The organism is Tsukamurella ocularis (genome assembly GCF_965138335.1).
Classification (GTDB): Bacteria; Actinomycetota; Actinomycetes; order Mycobacteriales; family Mycobacteriaceae; genus Tsukamurella; species Tsukamurella ocularis_A.
On the sequence record NZ_CBCSDV010000005.1, the window covers coordinates 74,795 to 91,092 of the forward strand.

Consider the following 16,298-nt stretch of genomic DNA (forward strand, 5'->3'; position numbering starts at 1 on the left):
NCGGCGGCGCGCTGCTCGGCCTCGGTGCGGGCGCGCAGGGAACCGCCCGCCTTGTCGAGGCACCAGAGCATCGCGGGCGCGCCGAGCAGTACCAGCAGGCCCAGCTGCCAGGAGACGGACAGCAGCACGACGCCGCAGAAGACGATCGCCGCGAGCTCGCCCACGGGGTAGAGCCCCAGCGCGACCGACATCGCGAGGCGCTGCACATCGGAGGTGGCGATGGACAGCAGCACCCCCGGCGGATGTCCGCCGCCCAGGCCCCGCGGATCGAGGATCCGTTCGGTCACCTGGGTGCGCAGCCGGTGCTGCACCGTGTTCATGCCGAGGAAGCCGATGCGCGAACCGAACCGGAAGCTGAAGGAGAGGAAGGCGAACAGCACCGCGAGCACGAGCACCCAGCGGAGGGTGGCTGCCCAGTCCCCGGTCCGGACGGCCCGGTCGATGGCCAGGCCCATCACCACGGGCACGAGCGCCTCGCCGACCTGATGGCCGACGATGAGCAGGCCCGCGGGCAGCGTCCGCGCCCGGTCGCCGAGCATCGTCCGCAGCACCAGTTGCCGCGGCGTGGTGTCGGCGTCGACCGCGATCGGCCGGTGATCGGGCTGCTGTTCGGGCGCCTCGAAGAACACCGGCAGGCGGCTGCCGGTCCAGTCCGCCATCCTCAGCTCCGCGCGGTCTCGGTGAGCCGGAACGGGCCCAGCACGGTGCGCAGCTTGTTGCGGGTCTCGGCCAGCTCGGCCTGCGGATCCGACGCCCCGACGATGCCGCCGCCCGCGTAGGCGCGCAGCCGCGCACCGTCGAGCTCGGCGCACCGGATGCTGACGCGCCAGTGCCCGTCGCCGTTCGCCGCGGTCCAGCCGACGGCGCCGGCGTAGAAACCCCGCTCGCCCTCGATGTCGGCGATCGCGCGGGCGGCGGTGCGCCGCGGGAAGCCGCACACCGCGGGCGTGGGGTGCAGTGCGAGCGCGAGGTCGAGCGCGCTGGTCGCGGGGTCGGCGAGCCGGCCCTCGATCTTGGTGCCGAGGTGCCACACGGGCCCGGCGCGCGTCACCGACGGCGCGGCGGGCACGTCCAGCTCGGCGCACAGCGGCGCGAGCGCGGAGGCGATCTCGTCGACGACGTAGGCGTGCTCCTCGCGGTCCTTCTCCGAGTCCAGCAGACCCTCGGGCGAGGTGGCGGTGCCGGCGAAGGGGTGGCAGAAGACGGTGCTGCCCATCCGTCCGACGAGGATCTCCGGGCTCGAGCCCACCAGCCAGCGGCCGCGGTAGGCGTCGCCGGCGGCACCGAGGTCGACGGCGAAGGCGTTGCCCTCCAGGTCGCGCTGCTCCAGCGCGGCGGCCACGGCGAGCGGATCGAGCGGGGCGTCCGCCTCGAAGTCGACGGCGCGCGCCAGCACCACCTTCCGCAGCGCGGAGTCGTCGATGAGCGCGATGGCGCGGCGCACCCGGTCGACGTGCTCGGCCGGGGCGGGGTGCTGGGCGGTAGGGGTCAACGTGGGCAGCTCGGCGGCGGACCCTGCCACTGTGGCGGGGAGGTCGCCGAAGTGCGCCGGCACCGTCAGCGCGGCGGCATCGGCCAGGTCGAAGGGCAGGGCGCCCACCACTGCGGGGGCCGTGCCGGCGCGCAGCGCGGCGGCCGCGGCGTGCGGGTCGGTGAAGGTCGCGGCGGTGCCGCGGGCGGCCAGGCGCTGCCCGGCGGCGGTCAGCAGGAAATGCGGATGGTCGCTCTCCCCGCTCGTGCTCGCCGTCATCGCAGTGCCTCCAGAACCTTGCCCGTAGTCTCCACTCTGCCGCATCGGCCCGCTACATAGGTGAGCGCGTTGGCGTGATCCTGCGCGGAGAAGTCGGCGACGGCGTCGCGGACCACGTACGGCTGCACGTCGCGCATGAAGGCGTCGAGCGCGGTGGTCATGATCCCGATGTGGGCGTAGATGCCCGCGATCACCAGCTGATCGCGGCCCCAGGCCCGCATCCGCTCGGCGAGGTCCGACTTGGCGAAGGCGCTGTAGCGCCACTTGGTGAGCAGGACGTCGTCGTCGGCCGGGGTCAGCTCGCCGATGATGTCCTGGTTCGCGGTCTTCAGGCCGGGGCCCCAGAAATCGGTCAGCAGCGCCCGCTCCTCGGGGTCCTGGTCGCCCGGCTGCGCGGTGTACACCACGGGCACGCCGGCGGCGCGGGCCGCGGCACGCAGCGCCACGATGTTCGGCACCACGGTGCGCAGCGGCTCCGCGTCGCGCTCGAACGGGCCGACGAAGTGCTCCTGCATGTCGTGGATGAGCAGGACGGCGCGCGCCGGTTCGACGGTCCAGTCGACGGTGTCGGCGCATTCGATCTCGGGCAGGTCGTAGACGACCGTCTTGGGCAGGCTCACAGCTTCTCCTCGTTCGTACGCGCCTCGTCCTCGCGCCGGAGGCGGTCCGCCAGCGCGCGCCGCAGTTCGCGGCGACTGATCTTGCCGACGCCCGTCGTGGGGAACTCGTCCACGAACTCCACCCGGTCGGGCACCTTGTACTCGGCCACGCCGCGGGAGCGGACGAACTTCTTCAGCTCGGGCACGGTCGGCCGCTCGTCCCCGGTGAGGACCACGGCGCAGGTGCGCTCCCCCAGGAACGCGTCGGCGACGGCCACGACGGCCGCATCGATCACGAGCGGGTGGGCGAGGAGGTGGTTCTCCACCTCCTCCGCGGCGATCTTCTCGCCGCCGCGGTTGATCTGATCCTTGGCGCGGCCCTCGACCACGAGGTGCCCGCTCGGCAGCCGGCGCACGATGTCGCCGGTGCGGTAGAAGCCCTCGGCGTCGAAGGACTCGGCATCGACGCCGCCCAGGTAGCCGCGGATGGTGTACGGCCCGCGGGTCCACAGCAGCCCCGGCTCGCCGGGCGCGACGGGCGCGCCGTCGTCGTCGAGGACGCGCACCTCGTCGTCGGGCGAGATGGCGCGGCCCTGCGTGCCGAGGACGAGGTCCTCGGGGTCGTCGTCGCGGGTGTAGTTGACCAGCCCCTCTGCCATCCCGAAGACCTGCTGCAGGCGGCAGCCGAGCTCGGGGGTCACGCGCCGCGCGGCCTCGGGCGGGAACTTCGCGCCGCCCACCTGCAGCACGTCGAGGCTGGACAGATCCGTTGTCGCGGTGGCACCTTCGCCGCCCCGAGCCTGCAGCCAGAGCATCGCGAGCGGCGGCACGAGCGAGGTCATGGTCACCCGCTCCGCCTCGATCAGGGGGAAGGACTTCGACGGTGCCGGGTCCGTCCCGAGCACGACGGTGCCGCCGGCCCACAGGACGCCGAGGATGCCGGGGCTGCTCATGGGGAAGTTGTGCGCCACGGGCAGGACCACCAGGAAGCGCGTGCCGGGGCCGAGGCCGCAGATCTTCGCGGACTCGCGCACCGAGTACAGGTAGTCGGCGTGCGTGCGCGGGATCAGCTTGGGCACGCCGGTGGTGCCGCCCGAGAGCTGCAGGAAGGCCAGGGCTTCCGGGTCGACGGTGACCGGCGTCCCGTCCGCGCTGTCCTGATTCGGCCCGCTCGCTCCGCTCCCGGCGCCGAGCGCGACGAACGGCGCGTCGTCGACGACGAGGGCCTCGATGCCCGTCTCCTCGGCGACGACCGCGGCGAGGCCGCGGTGGTCGAAGCGGTTGATCGTCGCGGCGGTGATCAGGGCCTTCGCCCCCGCGGTGCGCACGAAGTGCACGAGCTCGCTGCGGCGGTGCGCGGGCAGCGCGAACACGGGGACGGCGCCGATCCGGAAGAGCCCGAACAACGTCGTGACGAACTCGGCGGTGTTCGGCAGCTGCAGCACGACGCGGTCGCCCTCGGCGATGCCGCGGGCGCGCAGTCCGGCGGCGGTCGCCGCGGCGGCGTCGTCCAGGTCGCGGTAGCTCAGCCGCACCGGCTCGCCCGCGACGTCCTGCGCGACCAGCGCCTCGGTATCGCCGAACCGCGCGGCCGCGTCCGGCAGGAAGGCGGCGAAGGTCTCGCCGGTCCAGTAGCCCGCCGCGCGGTAGCGCGCGGCGAACTCCTCGGGGAAGTAGCGGATCCGGGTGCTGGTCATACGGTGGCGCCTCCGTCGACGGTGAGTACCTGCGCGGTCACGTGCCGCGCATCGGGCGAGAGCAGGTAGTCGATCGCGCCGGCGATGTCGTCGGCATCGGCGATCCGGCCAAGGGGGATGCCCAGCCGGTGCCGGGTGAGGTCGCCCGCGATCGCGGCCTCGGCGGCGGCCGCGCCGCCGAAGGCGGTCTGCATGGGCGTGGCGGTGGAACCGGGCGCGACCACGTTGATCCGCACGCCGCTGCCCGCGAGTTCGAGCGCGAGGGTCAGGGTCGCGTTGTGCGCGGCGGCCTTCGACGCGCCGTAGGCGCCGAGGCCCACGCGCGGGCCGTTCCCGGCATTGGAGCCGACGACCACGGCCGCGCCGGTGCCGCGCTCGGCCATCCGCCGGGCGGCGGCGGTGAGCACGTGGACGGTGCCGGTGAGGTTCACGGCCAGGGCCGCGGCCCAGTCGTCGGCGGCGGTGTCGAGGACCGGCCCGGCCACCAGTATCCCGGCGCAGTGCGCGAGCGCGTCGACGGGCCCGCCGGCCTTCTCGGCGGCGTCGAGCGCCGCGGCGACGGCGTCCGCGTCGGTCACGTCGAGGACGTGCGAGGTGGCGACGCCGCCGGCCGCGGTCACGGCCCGCGCGGTCGCCACGAGCCCGTCGGCGTCGCGGTCGGCGAGGGCGACGGGGCCGCGACGCGCGAGGCGCAGGGCGGTCGCCGCGCCGATCCCGGACGCGGCGCCGGTGATGAATGCGTGCATGTCTCGCTCCCCCGGCTCAGCCGAGATAGGCGCCGGAGTCGCCGAGGATCTTCGCGGCGGGGTGCTCGGCGCCGTCGGCGGTGCGCACCGTCTCGACGATGAGGGCGGGGTTGCCGCCGCGCCACGCATCGGGTCCCGCGACGACCGCGATGCCGTCGCCGTCGGGCACGCAGACGCGTCCGGGCGTGCCGCCGTAGCGCTTGGTGGAGACCGAGGCCGCCGTGATCGCGAGCCGCTCGCCGCGGAAGACGGTGTGGGCGTTCGGGTACGGATCGGACTGGGCCCGGATCAGCCGTTCGATGGCGTCGGCGGGCCAGGACCAGTCGATGGCGCTGTCGGCGTCCGAGCGCTTATGGAAGTACGTGGCGGCGGCGGGGTCCTGCGGGATCGGCTGCGCCGTACCGGCCTCCAGCTCGCCGAGCGAGCGGGCGACCAGCGGGCCGATCAGGTCGACGGTGCGGTGGAACAGGTCGACGGTGCGGTCCTTCGGCCCGACGGCGACGGACTCCTGCGCGATGATCGGGCCGGTGTCGAGGCCCTCGTCCATGAGATGTGCGGTGACGCCCACGTGGGTCTCGCCGTTGATGAGCGCCCAGATCAGCGGCGAGAAGCCGGCGTACTTGGGGAGCAGCGAGTCGTGGATGTTGAGGGTGCCGAGTCGCGGCATCGAGTGGATCGACGTCGGCAGCCAGGTGCGCCAGTTGTTGGCGACGATGATGTCCGGCTCCGCGGCCGAGACCGCCTCGTAGAGAGCCTCGTCGGGCTTCTTCGCGAGGTGCACCGGCACGCCGCGCTCGGCGGCCAGCTCCTCGACCGAGTCGTTCCACATCATCTCGTACGGATTGTTGGAGACGGGGTGGGTCACGGCGAGCGCGACCTCGTGGCCGGCATCGAGGACGGCGGACAGCGTGCGGTGGCCCCAGGTCTGGAAGCCGAAGGTGACGACGCGCATCATGCTCCCTTCGCGGCCGCGAGGCCATTGGTCAGGCTGGTATCGGCGACGATCCCGTCGAGGATCTCGCCGGCGCGGACGGCGACGTTCGACAGCAGCGTCGAACCGAGGCCGTGGGTGGATTCGGTAGCGCCCTGGACGTATAGGCCGTCGAGCGGTTCGCCGTCGATGGCGAGCAGGTAGTCGCGGCCCACCTGCATCCGCTCGGGCGCCACGTCCCACCCGGCGAGCACGTCGGAGACGCCGATGGAGCGGAAGCCGGTGGCGCACACCACGGCCGAGTAGTCCTCGCCGCTGGTCGCGCCCGCGATCCGGTCGCGCAGGGTCACCCGCACCCCGGCGTCGGACGCGACCGCCGAGGTCACGACCGTGGCGGGGCGCATGAGCAGGCGACGGTGACCCGAGACCTTCTCCTGGTACTCGACGGCGAAGAGCTCGTTGATCAGTTCGAGGTCGACGCAGCCGTAGTTCGTGGTGGCGTGGCGCGTCATCAGCTCGCTCCGCACCTCGGCGGGGGCGCCGTAGAAGTCGTCCACGGCCGCGGGATCGAAGACGCGATTGGCGTACGGGCTGTCGTCGGCGGGCTGGTAGCCGTAGGAGTTGAAGACGCTCTCCACCACGGCGGCCGGGTAGGTGCGGTGCAGGTACTGCGCGACCTCGGCGGCGCTCTGGCCGCCACCCACGACCAGGAAGCGGTGCGGCGCCGCGGGATCCAGATCCGCCGCGGCGAGGTGCTCGAGGAGCCGGTGGTTGTGGAACAGGCGCGGACCGGTCTGGGCCCACTCCGGCAGCCGCTCGCGCAGGCCGGTGGCCACGACGACGGACCGGGCGCGCAGCGCACCGTCACCGTCGGGGCCGGTGTACCGGACGAGCCAGCGCGCACCGTCGACGGCGCCGTCGATGTGCTCGACGTCCGTGACGGTGGTGCCGTAGTCGATCCGCGCGGAGACGCTCTCGGCGACCCAGGACAGGTAGTCGGTGAACTCCACGCGAGTCGGGAAGAAGGTCTGATGGTTGACGAAGTCGACGAGCCGGCCGCGGGCCTCGAGGTAGCTCAGGAAGGTGAACGGACTGCGCGGATTGCGGAGCGTCACCAGATCCTTGAGGAAGGCGATCTGCATCGTGGCGCCGTCGAGCAGCATGCCCGGGTGCCAGGCGAAGGCGGGTTTGCGCTCGAGGATCGTCATCGACAGCGGCGGAAGGCCCGTCCGGTTCCGCTCGTCGAGGGCTGCGGCGAGCCCCAGATTCGACGGTCCGGCCCCGATCCCGACGACATCGGCGATCGCGTGCTGCTGTCCCATGTATCTCCCTCGTCGTTAACTTGGATAGGATAGGCATACCTGAAAGCAGGAACTGTTCGCCAGTCGTGCGAACGTCTGTGTCCCTCGACACAGGCAACTCATGGAAGAGGAGAAACCGTGTTCGGGTCATCCCGCATCGCTCGTACCGCCCTGACGCTCGCCACTCTCGCCGCCCTGGTCACGGGCACCGCCGCCTGCGGTTCGGGCTCGTCGAACGACGAGCACGCGCAGCACGACGCGGGTTTCCCCGTGTCGATCGTCTCCGCGCTCGGCACCACCGAGATCAAGGCCCGGCCCGAGCGCGTGGTCACGCTCGGCTGGGGCAGCACCGAGGCCGCGATCGCCCTCGGCGTCACGCCGGTGGGGATGCGCGACATGAAATCGGAGCTCGGCGAGGGCGGCGGCGGAATCATGCCGTGGGTACAGGAGAAGCTCGCTGACGCGAAGCCCGTGCTGCTGCCCGAGTCGAGCCAGTCGCTGCCGCTCGAGCAGATCGCGGCGCTCAAGCCCGACGTGATCCTGTCGGTCCAGTCCGGCCTCACCGCGGACCAGTACGCGCAGCTGAGCAAGATCGCGCCCACCGTGGCGCAGCCGGGCCGCAACTGGCAGACCTCGTGGCAGGACCAGACCACGCTGGTCGGCAAGGCCCTGGGCCGCGAGGCCGAGGCGAAGACCCTGATCGCGGACACCGACAAGCGGATCGCCGAGGTCAAGACCGCGCACCCGGAGTTCGCCGGGAAGACGGTGGCGGCGGCCAGCGGCACCACCGCCGACGGGCTGAACTTCTACTTCGACACCGATCCCCGGGTGAAGCTGCTGCAGGGCTTCGGCTTCACCCTGCTGCCCGAGCTGGCCGCGCTGCGCGAGGCCACCCCGGCGGGCAAGTTCGCGGCGCCGGTGAGCTGGGAAAACGTGCCGAAGTACAACGCCGACGTGCTCACCTCGTGGTACCTCGACCCCGCGAAGCGCAGTGCCACCGAGGGCAACCCGTCGTTCGCGAGCCTGAAGGCCGTGCAGCGCAAGGCCTACGTGCCGCTCACGGATCCGCCGCTGGTCTTCGCGGTCAGCTCGCCCAACGTGCTGGACCTGCCGTGGCTGCTGGATCGGTACGTGCCCGCGCTGTCGACCGCGGCGAAGAACGCCGGCTGAGCCGGCACCACGCAGCGCGCCGACACTGCGTCAGGCCTTCGCCGGCCCTGTCGTCCGTCGTTCGATGAGGTGCGGCGACAGCACTACGTCGGACGGGGAGCCTCCGTGGAGACGGTCGATAACGCTGGAAATGGTCTCCGCCGCGATCCGCTCGGTGGCCTGCGCGATCGTCGTGAGTCGGATGTGGCCGAGCCTGGACAGTCGTGAGTCGTCGTAGCCGACAACCGAAACATCGTCGGGCACCCCGATGCGATTGCGGAGTAGGTCATCGAGCACGCCGGTCGCGACCCGATCGTTGAAGGCCATGACCGCAGTGACCGAGCGCTCTTCGTGGCGTAGGCGCGTCATGGCGATGACGCCGTCGGTCTCCGTCGATCCGCCCGGCACGACGAGACCGTCCACGCCGAGTGTGTCGGTGTAGGAACGGAATCGGGCGGCTCGGTCGTCGCTGCCGGGGGCGTCGCCGCCATCGATGTACGCGATCCTGCGGTGGCCGAGGCCGGTGAGATGGTCGACGGCGAGTGTGATGCCGGCACCGTCGTTCATGCGCACCGCGCCGACGGCGTCGGTGCCGGGCGCGCGTGCGACGACCTCCACCGGAACCTTCTTGGCGAGCCGGTCCAACTCCTCGGGGGTCAGCCGGGAGCCGAGCAGGATGACAGCCTCACACCGCTCGCGGACGAGGGCGTCGAGCGCTGCGGATTCGTCACGCGTGGGGGCGATTCCGCTGAGCACCAGGTCGTAGCCCCGGCTCGACGCCTGCGGGTACAACTGCTCGACGAGGTCTCCGTGGAAGGGCTGCTGGAGCTCGAACGTGACGCCGATGAGCCCCGACCGGGCCTGCCGGAGCTTCTGCGCATGGCGGTCGGGTACGTAGCCGAGCTCGTCCGCGATCCGCTTGACCCGTTCGCGGGTCTCGTCGCTCGCGCCCGGGGCGTCGCGGAAGATGATGCTGACGAGCGCCGTCGAGACCCCGGCCGCGGTGGCGACATCGGCCATCGTGGGACGTCGCGCCATCCGCCTGCCCCTCCTTCACCGCTCGCTGTTTCGCACTCCATCATCGCGCGCCCGGATCGGTCGCGGTATTGACCCCGCGGGAGTGATGTGGCTAACATCGACTAGATCGTACTACTAGAACGTTCTAGTTCCTCAAGGAGGCTTCATGCCGAACCAAGCACCTGTTCGAGTCGCGCTGATCGGGGCGGGCCGTATCGGCGCCAATCATGCGGAGCTGCTGGCGCGGGAGATTCCGGACGCGGAGCTGGTGGTCGTCGCGGATCCGACGCCGAGCGCCGACGCACTCGCGTCCCGGCTGGGGGTGGAGTCCGAGAGGTCGTCCGACGCGGTGCTCGGCCGCGACGACGTCGATGCCGTCGTGATCACCACGCCCGCGCGCACCCACGCCGATCTGGTCGTAGCGGCGGCGCAGGCCGGCAAGCACGTCTTCGTGGAGAAGCCGATGGCGGTGACTCTCGCCGATGCCGATCGCGCGATCGCGGCGGCCGACAGCGCCGGCGTGGTGCTGCAGGTCGGTTTCAACCGGCGGTTCGCACCGGGATTCGCCGCGGCGCGCGGTGCGATCGACAGCGGGCGGGTGGGGACGCCGCAGCTGTTGCGTTCGCTGACCCGCGACCCCGGGCCGTTCACCGCTGATCCCGCCCGGATCCCGCAGTGGACGATCTTCCTGGAGACCCTGATCCACGACTTCGACGCGCTCGCCCACCTCAACCCCGGCGCGAAGCCGGTCACCGTCACGGCCCACGCGGACGCACTCGTCCGCCCCGATGCCAAGAACTCCGGGCACCTGGACACCGCGGTGGTGACCATCGTCTTCGACAACGGGGCCATCGCGACCGCCGAGGCCAGCTTCTGCGCCGTCTACGGCTACGACGTGCGGGCCGAGGTGTTCGGTTCCGGCGGCATGGTGACCGCCGGCGACATCCGCCGGACCGACATGACCTACAGCGGGCCCGACGGGATCGCTGTCGACACCTCCCGCCTGGACACCGATCTGCTGCACGCCGCCTACCTCGGTGAGCTCGGCGCTTTCGTCGACGCGGTCCGCACCGGGCGGCCCGCCACGGTCACCGGGCAGGACGCCCGCAACGCGCTCAGGATCGCGCTCGCCGCGATCCGCAGCGTCGAGACCGGGACGACCGTCGACATCGCCTCGATCAGCGCGGAGGTCACGGCGTGAGCGCGCGTCTGGCCGCGTGCGCGGAGATGCTGTACACGGACCTGCCGATCATCGAGCGCGTCGAGCGGATCGCCGAGCGAGGGCTCCTCGTCGAGATCTGGGACTGGTCGTCCAAGGACCTCGATGCGCTCGCTGCATCGGGAGCCGAGTTCTCGTCGATGACGGGCTACCTCCGCGGTGATCTCACGTCGGACGAAGGCCGCGCGGAGTTGATCGCGACGGCACGCCAGTCGCTCGAGGCCGCCGAGGTGATCGACTGCCCCCGGCTGAATCTGCACGGGACGGGGTTGGGCGAGAAGGGACTGCCCGTCCGCCCGGTCGAGGTCGTCACACCCGCGATGTGGCTGCGCGCGGCCGACACCCTGCGTGAGGTCGCAGCGCTCGGCGAGGCCGAGGGCAGGATCTTCGTCCTGGAGAACCTGAACCTCGCGGTCGACCACCCCGGGACGCCGTTCGCGCGCGCCGCGGACACGTTGACTCTGGTCAAAGCGGTGGACCACCCGAACCTCCGGCTCAACCTCGACCTGTACCACGCACAGATCGGCGAAGGGAACCTCATCGAGCTCGTGACCGAGGCCTTCCCGTACATCGGCGAGATCCAGGTGGCGGACGTGCCCGGACGGTGCGAACCCGGCACCGGCGAGATCAACTACGCCGCTGTCGCCGCCGCCCTGCGACGGCTCGACTACGACGGCGTCGTCGGACTCGAGGCCTGGGCATCGGGCGACCCGGACGCAGCGCTCGACGCCTTCCAAGCCGCGTTCGCAGCAGCGCTCTGACCCACCCCTCCGAGAACTGGAACCACCATGCCCCACAGCACTACACCCGGCTCAGCCCGCAAGCTGCCACCGCTGCGGCCCGGGCCGCATCAGCGTCGGCTCGACCTGATCGTCGTCGTCGCGACATTCGGCGGCCTGCTCTTCGGGTACGACACCGGGGTCCTCAACGGCGCTCTCGAGCCGATGACCCGTGACCTCGGGCTGACGTCGACCACCGAAGGACTCGTCGGCGCCGCACTCCTCGTCGGCGCCGCCGTCGGCGCCGTGGTCGGCGGCCGCATGAACGATGCGCTCGGCCGGAAGAAGACGCTCACCATCCTCGCCGTGGTGTTCTTCGTCGGCACTTTCGGCGCGGTCTTCGCACCGAATCTCGGAGTCATGATCCCGGCCCGGTTCATCCTCGGCCTCGGCGTCGGCGGTGCATCGGTGACGGTACCCGTCTATCTCGCCGAGCTCGCACCGACCGAACGACGCGGAACACTCGCAGGGCGCAACGAACTCGTGATCGTCTTCGGGCAACTGCTCGCCTTCGTCGTCAACGCGATCATCGGCAACGTGTGGGGCGAGCACGCCGGCGTCTGGCGGTACATGCTCGCCGTCTGCGCCATCCCCGCCGTCTTCCTCTTCGTCGGCATGCTGCGGATGCCCGAGTCGCCCCGATGGCTGATCTCCAAGCAACGACACGACGAGGCCCTCGCAGTCCTCATGCAGGTGCGGACAGAAGACCGTGCACGGGCCGAAATGGACGAGGTCGAGGATCTCGCGGAAGAGGAGCGGCTCGCCCAGACCGGTGGCGCGGCGGACCTCGCCGTCCCGTGGGTCCGCCGCCTCCTGATCGCGGCCGTCGGTCTCGCGATCGCCCAACAGTGCACTGGAATCAACTCGGTGCTCTACTACGGTCAGCAGCTCCTCATCACCGCCGGCTTCGACAAGGGCACCGCCCTCGTCGTCAACGCGGCGGTCCCCGGTGTTCTCGGCGTCGTCGGATCCATCATCTGCTTGTTCGTCCTCATCGACCGTGTACCCCGACGTGCGCTGATCATCGGCGGATTCATCGCAACGACCGTCTGCCACGGACTCATCGTCTGCGCCGCTCGATTCCTTCCCGAAGGCACCGTCAAGGCGTACCTCATCCTCGCGATCATCGGCCTGTTCGTCTTCGCGATGCAGACCATGCTCAACGTCCCCGTCTGGGTGTGCCTGTCCGAGATGTTCCCCCTGCGACTGCGCGGATTCGGCATGGGCGTCGCGGTCTTCGCACTGTGGGTGACCAACGCCGCCCTGACCTACGGCTTCCCGATCATGCTCGCGCTCACCGGGCTCACCGGCTCCTACCTCGTGTTCTTCGTCCTCGGTCTCATCTGTATCGCCTTCCTCTGGAAGATGCTGCCCAACACCAGCGGCAAATCGCTCGAAGAACTCGAAGAGCACTTCGCACGGGGCGAATTCCGTTGATCCCCAGAACACCCACGGAAAGGAAGCAGTCAGCTCATGACGATCGTCGTCGCCGTGCCGGAAAGCGCTGAAGGCCGTACCGCCCTCACCGCCGCCTTCGAAGAGGTACGCCGCATCGGCGGCGACCTCGTCGTCGTCAACGTCGGACTCACCCCGCTACGCCTCGATGGCATCGTCCCCGAGGGAATCGCGGTATCGGTCGTCGAACGCCTCGGACGAGGTGACCGAGACCCCGTCGACGCCGTACTCGACGAGATCGAGGAACGCTCCGCAACCCGCCTCGTCATCTGCATCAAGCGGCGCAGCCCGGTCGGTAAGCTCGTGCTGGGCAGCATCAGCCAGAGGCTCCTGCTCCAGAGTCCCGTCCCCGTGCTGGCAGTCAAGGTTCCGCCGCTTCCCGAGTCGGAGCATTCAGCGAGACCGTAAGGGCCGCAATCCTGCCGGGCCTACCCGGAGGACAGGATTTCGTGTGCAGCTACAGCCCCGCGGCCTCCAGCGCCTGCTCATAGAGGTCGGTCGCCTCGTCGCGGGACTTGCCCGCGGCGAGGGCCTCGGCGAAGACCGCCCGCAGCCGCTCCTCGCCCGCCGCCTCGAAGCGCTTGGTCCACGCCTCGGCGTCATGACGCCAGTAGCCGACGACGTCGGCGCGGTCGCGCGCCCAGCCCAACCCTCGCACGTGCTTCTTCGCGGCGCGGGTGTCCGCCGCCTCCCCCGCGAGCCACAGGTACCCGTCGGTCGGCAGGTCGACGGTGCGCAGCGCCTCCGGAAGGCGGCTCGGTGCGGCGCCGTTGCCCGTGCCGATCAGCTCGATGATCTCCGTGCCGGGACGCTCGGGGAGGTAGGCGATCTCGCTGCGATCGAGGACCTCGGCGATCACGGTGACGTCGGCGTCGGGCGGGGTCTCCTCGAGGATCCGGGCGAGCGCGGGCAGCGCCGCGAGGTCGCCGGCGAGGACGTGCCGGGAGGCGTCGTCCGCCGGGTCGTACCAGGAGCGGGGCCCGGCGGCGAGCAGCCGCCACCCCGGGCGCGCGGCCCGGAACCACTCGATCGCGGGGCCGTGGCCGTGCTCGGCCACGTCGACGAGCATGCGCCGGGTCGCGGGGTCGTAGGCACGCACCGAGTAGTTCCGGTGGCCCAGGCTGCGCTCGGGGTCGGCGATCTCCCAGCCGCCGAGTGCACCCGGATCGTCCGATGGGCGGGCCGTCAGCTCGGTGCCGTCCGGCGAGAAGTAGAAGGCGATGGACTCGTCGCCCGGCGAGATCGGCACGTAGCCCCCGGCGGTGCCGCCGCCCACCTCGAACTCGAGGCGCAGCAGGTTCTCCGCGATCTGCGAGGTCGCGGTGAGGGTCAGGACGAAATCGTTCCACTTCATGGGTCACTCCGGACGGGTCGGGCCGCGGCGCGGATCGAGCACGCACCGCGGCGAACGGGACGGCGGCATGGTCCGGCACGCAAGCGACTCAACAGCAAAGTGTAGGCTTACCTACCTGACCGCACCGCAGATTACCCCAAGGAGACGGTTTCCGATATGTCCACCTCCCCGCTGACCGCAGACCGCGTGCGCGCCGACGTCGCCGAGCTGCTGCAGGTGCCCGCGCAGTCGATCGCGGACGACGACAACCTCTTCGACCTGGGCCTCGACTCGGTGCGGGTCATGACGCTGATTCAGCGTTGGCGCGACGCGGGCGCCGCGGAGCTCGAGTTCCCCGACCTCGCCGAGCAGCCGGAGCTGGCGCACTGGCAGCAGCTCGTGGTGGGCGGATGAACCCGTTCGACGAGCCGGACGCCGGCTTCCTGGTCCTGCGCAACGCGGTGGAGCAGCGATCGCTGTGGCCCCGTTTCGCCGAGGTGCCCGCCGGCTGGACCGTCGAGTTCGGCCCGGCGTCGCGCGAGGACTGCCGCGGCCACATCGAGGCCGCGTGGACGGACCTCCGCCCGCAGCGCGCCGATCTCCCCCGCTAGCCGAACCACCGCTCAGGAGCCCCCGACGTGACCCTCGCAGAGGCCGCCCCTTCCCCGGCTCCGGCCGGCACCGACGCACCGGATCTGCTGCCGCTCACCGCGGCGCAGCACGGGATCTGGAACGCCCAACGGCTGGAACCGGATTCGCCGTACTACGTGGTGGGCGACGTTCTGGAGATCGTCGGCGACACCGTCGTCGACGTCGACGCCCTGCGCGCGGCGATCACGCGCACCGTCGCCGAGGCGGGCAGCCTGCGGCTTCGCGTCGTCGAGACCCCGGACGGCCCGCGGCAATGGATCGACGATGCCGCCGCGCCCGAGCCGGAGGTCGTCGACCTGCGGGGCGAGGCCGATCCGCGGGCCGCGGCCGAGGCCGCCGTCGTCGTCGAGCGCGCCCGGCTGGCGGCGGAGTGCGCGGGAATGACCGATCGCGACCTGTTCGCCTTCCGGGTCCTCCGGCTCTCGGACACCGAGGCCTGGTACACGCAGCTGGGGCACCACCTCGTGTTCGACGGCTACTCCGCCGCGATGCTCTCGCGCCGCGTCGCGGCGCACTACACGGCGCTGGTCTCCGGCGCCGAGCCGCCGAAGTCGCCGTTCGGCTCGTTCGCCGAGTTCGTCGCCGCCGATCAGGAGTACCGCGCGAGCGAGCGGCACGAGGCCGACCGCGCCTACTGGCGCGACGAGCTGACGCCCCTGCCCGAGCTGCCGGATCGCCCCGGCGTCGACGGTCCGGCGGGCGCGGTCCACGTGGCGCGCACGGAGCTCTCCTCCGATGTCGTCGACGCGCTGCGGCGGGTGGCGGACGAGTCCGGAACCACCTGGGGCGAGGCCCTCATCGCCTGCTACGCGGCCTTCCTGCACCGGACGCTCGGGGAGTCCGACGTGGTCTTCGCGATGCCGCTCATGTGCCGCAGCGGCGGCGTCGCGCTGCGCACCCCGGCGATGGCCGTGAACGTGCTCCCGCTCCGCATCGCGGTGCGCGCCGAGGACCGCCTCGCCGACCTGAGCACCCGGGTGGCGGAGACGATGCGCCGCATGCGGAAGCACCAGCGCTACCGCGGCGAGGATCTCCCGCGGGACCTGGGTGCGCCGAACGTGGGCGCGCTGCTGCACGGGCGCGGCATCAACCTCAAGGCCTTCGACCTCACGCTCGACTTCGCCGGCTCCGCCGGCACGATGCGGAACGTGGCGGGCGGGCCGCCGGAGGACTACGGGCTCAGCGTGATCCCCACGTCCGGCGCCGGGAGCGGAGCGAGCGGGCCGAATCGGAGCGGCGCCGGGAGCGGAGCGAGCGGGCCGAATCAGGGCGGCGCCGGGAGCGGAGCGAGCGGGCCGAATCAGGGCGGCGTCGAGGGCGGCGCCGGCGGTGACGGATTGCTGCTGGGCTTCGAGGTGGACGCCCGCTCCGCGACGCAGGAGCAGGTGCAGGGCCGGCTCGATGCGGTGACGACCCTGATCACCGAGCTCTCCTCGCCCGCCGCCCCCGCGGTGGGCGAGGTGGAGTTGGTCCCGGAGGATCTGCGCACCGCACTGATCGAGGGTTCTCGCACAGCGGAATCCGCCCATCCGGCGCAGGACGTGCCCGCCGCGTTGGACGCGCAGGCCCGCCGCGCTCCCGCGGCCCTCGCTCTGGTGCACGGCGCGGAGCGGCTCACGTTCGGCGAGCTCGCCGACCGGGTGCACCGCACCGCCCGGCTGCTCCGCGCCG

Annotated in this window: 16 protein-coding genes and 1 pseudogene; 8 read left to right on the forward strand and 9 right to left on the reverse strand. The window is 71.7% G+C overall.

Going from position 1 to position 16,298, the window contains the following annotated elements:
- Position 1 precedes the first annotated feature (1 nt).
- From ACNAYW_RS06965 to ACNAYW_RS06995, 7 genes and pseudogenes are all read right to left on the reverse strand, one after another.
- A pseudogene (locus ACNAYW_RS06965) lies at positions 2-659 on the reverse strand (ABC transporter transmembrane domain-containing protein); the annotation flags it as partial.
- Between the two features lie 2 nt (positions 660-661).
- A complete protein-coding gene (locus tag ACNAYW_RS06970) occupies positions 662-1,750 on the reverse strand; it encodes an isochorismate synthase (protein WP_415848983.1) in 1,089 nt (362 codons plus the stop codon).
- Complete coding sequence (locus tag ACNAYW_RS06975) at positions 1,747-2,370, reverse strand: isochorismatase family protein (RefSeq protein ID WP_415848984.1); 624 nt, start codon at positions 2,368-2,370, stop codon at positions 1,747-1,749. Before ACNAYW_RS06975 ends, ACNAYW_RS06970 begins: the two co-directional genes overlap by 4 nt.
- A complete protein-coding gene (locus ACNAYW_RS06980) occupies positions 2,367-4,046 on the reverse strand; it encodes a (2,3-dihydroxybenzoyl)adenylate synthase (protein WP_415848985.1) in 1,680 nt (559 codons plus the stop codon). The genes ACNAYW_RS06975 and ACNAYW_RS06980 overlap by 4 nt, the downstream gene beginning before the upstream one ends.
- Positions 4,043-4,792 (reverse strand): SDR family oxidoreductase, encoded by a 750-nt coding sequence (locus tag ACNAYW_RS06985; RefSeq protein WP_415848986.1) that lies wholly within the window; start codon positions 4,790-4,792, stop codon positions 4,043-4,045. The genes ACNAYW_RS06980 and ACNAYW_RS06985 overlap by 4 nt, the downstream gene beginning before the upstream one ends.
- Before the next feature lie 16 nt (positions 4,793-4,808).
- Positions 4,809-5,744 (reverse strand): methionyl-tRNA formyltransferase, encoded by a 936-nt coding sequence (locus tag ACNAYW_RS06990; RefSeq protein WP_415849096.1) that lies wholly within the window; start codon positions 5,742-5,744, stop codon positions 4,809-4,811.
- The gene (locus ACNAYW_RS06995) at positions 5,744-7,045 is read right to left on the reverse strand and encodes a lysine N(6)-hydroxylase/L-ornithine N(5)-oxygenase family protein (protein WP_415848987.1); all 1,302 of its coding nucleotides are present in this window, start codon (positions 7,043-7,045) and stop codon (positions 5,744-5,746) included. The genes ACNAYW_RS06990 and ACNAYW_RS06995 overlap by 1 nt, the downstream gene beginning before the upstream one ends.
- Positions 7,046-7,162: 117 nt before the next feature.
- On the opposite strand from ACNAYW_RS06995, the gene ACNAYW_RS07000 reads away from it, so the two are divergent.
- Entirely contained in the window at positions 7,163-8,194 is a 1,032-nt protein-coding gene (locus ACNAYW_RS07000) for an iron-siderophore ABC transporter substrate-binding protein (protein WP_415848988.1), read from the forward strand.
- Between the two features lie 30 nt (positions 8,195-8,224).
- Here the strand turns inward: ACNAYW_RS07000 and ACNAYW_RS07005 are convergent, their stop codons facing one another.
- Positions 8,225-9,211: a LacI family DNA-binding transcriptional regulator gene (locus tag ACNAYW_RS07005; RefSeq protein ID WP_415848989.1), complete on the reverse strand. Its 987-nt coding sequence runs from the start codon at positions 9,209-9,211 to the stop codon at positions 8,225-8,227.
- 145 nt (positions 9,212-9,356) lie between these two features.
- Here ACNAYW_RS07005 and ACNAYW_RS07010 point away from each other — a divergent pair, with 145 nt between their 5' ends.
- Genes ACNAYW_RS07010 through ACNAYW_RS07025 form a run of 4 tightly spaced genes read left to right on the forward strand, consistent with a single transcriptional unit; the run spans position 9,357 to position 13,051 of the window.
- Positions 9,357-10,391, forward strand: coding sequence for a Gfo/Idh/MocA family oxidoreductase (locus tag ACNAYW_RS07010; RefSeq protein ID WP_415848990.1), 1,035 nt, complete (start codon positions 9,357-9,359; stop codon positions 10,389-10,391).
- On the forward strand, positions 10,388-11,170 hold the full coding sequence (locus ACNAYW_RS07015; RefSeq protein ID WP_415848991.1) for a TIM barrel protein: 783 nt from the start codon (positions 10,388-10,390) through the stop codon (positions 11,168-11,170). Before ACNAYW_RS07010 ends, ACNAYW_RS07015 begins: the two co-directional genes overlap by 4 nt.
- Positions 11,171-11,197: 27 nt before the next feature.
- Positions 11,198-12,625 carry a sugar porter family MFS transporter gene (locus ACNAYW_RS07020; protein WP_415848992.1) on the forward strand — a complete coding sequence of 476 codons (1,428 nt, stop codon included), beginning with the start codon at positions 11,198-11,200 and terminating at the stop codon, positions 12,623-12,625.
- Between the two features lie 36 nt (positions 12,626-12,661).
- The gene (locus ACNAYW_RS07025; protein WP_415848993.1) at positions 12,662-13,051 is read left to right on the forward strand and encodes a universal stress protein; all 390 of its coding nucleotides are present in this window, start codon (positions 12,662-12,664) and stop codon (positions 13,049-13,051) included.
- A 49-nt stretch (positions 13,052-13,100) separates the two neighbouring features.
- Here ACNAYW_RS07025 and ACNAYW_RS07030 read toward each other — a convergent pair whose 3' ends face one another.
- Positions 13,101-13,997 (reverse strand): siderophore-interacting protein, encoded by an 897-nt coding sequence (locus ACNAYW_RS07030; protein ID WP_415848994.1) that lies wholly within the window; start codon positions 13,995-13,997, stop codon positions 13,101-13,103.
- A 156-nt stretch (positions 13,998-14,153) separates the two neighbouring features.
- On the opposite strand from ACNAYW_RS07030, the gene ACNAYW_RS07035 reads away from it, so the two are divergent.
- From ACNAYW_RS07035 to ACNAYW_RS07045, 3 genes are all read left to right on the forward strand, one after another.
- Positions 14,154-14,390, forward strand: a complete 237-nt coding sequence (locus ACNAYW_RS07035) for a phosphopantetheine-binding protein (protein WP_415848995.1) — start codon at positions 14,154-14,156, stop codon at positions 14,388-14,390.
- Positions 14,387-14,587, forward strand: coding sequence for an MbtH family protein (locus tag ACNAYW_RS07040; protein ID WP_415848996.1), 201 nt, complete (start codon positions 14,387-14,389; stop codon positions 14,585-14,587). The genes ACNAYW_RS07035 and ACNAYW_RS07040 overlap by 4 nt, the downstream gene beginning before the upstream one ends.
- Before the next feature lie 27 nt (positions 14,588-14,614).
- Positions 14,615-16,298 (forward strand): condensation domain-containing protein (locus ACNAYW_RS07045; protein WP_415848997.1); only part of this gene is annotated, 1,684 nt, incomplete at its 3' end.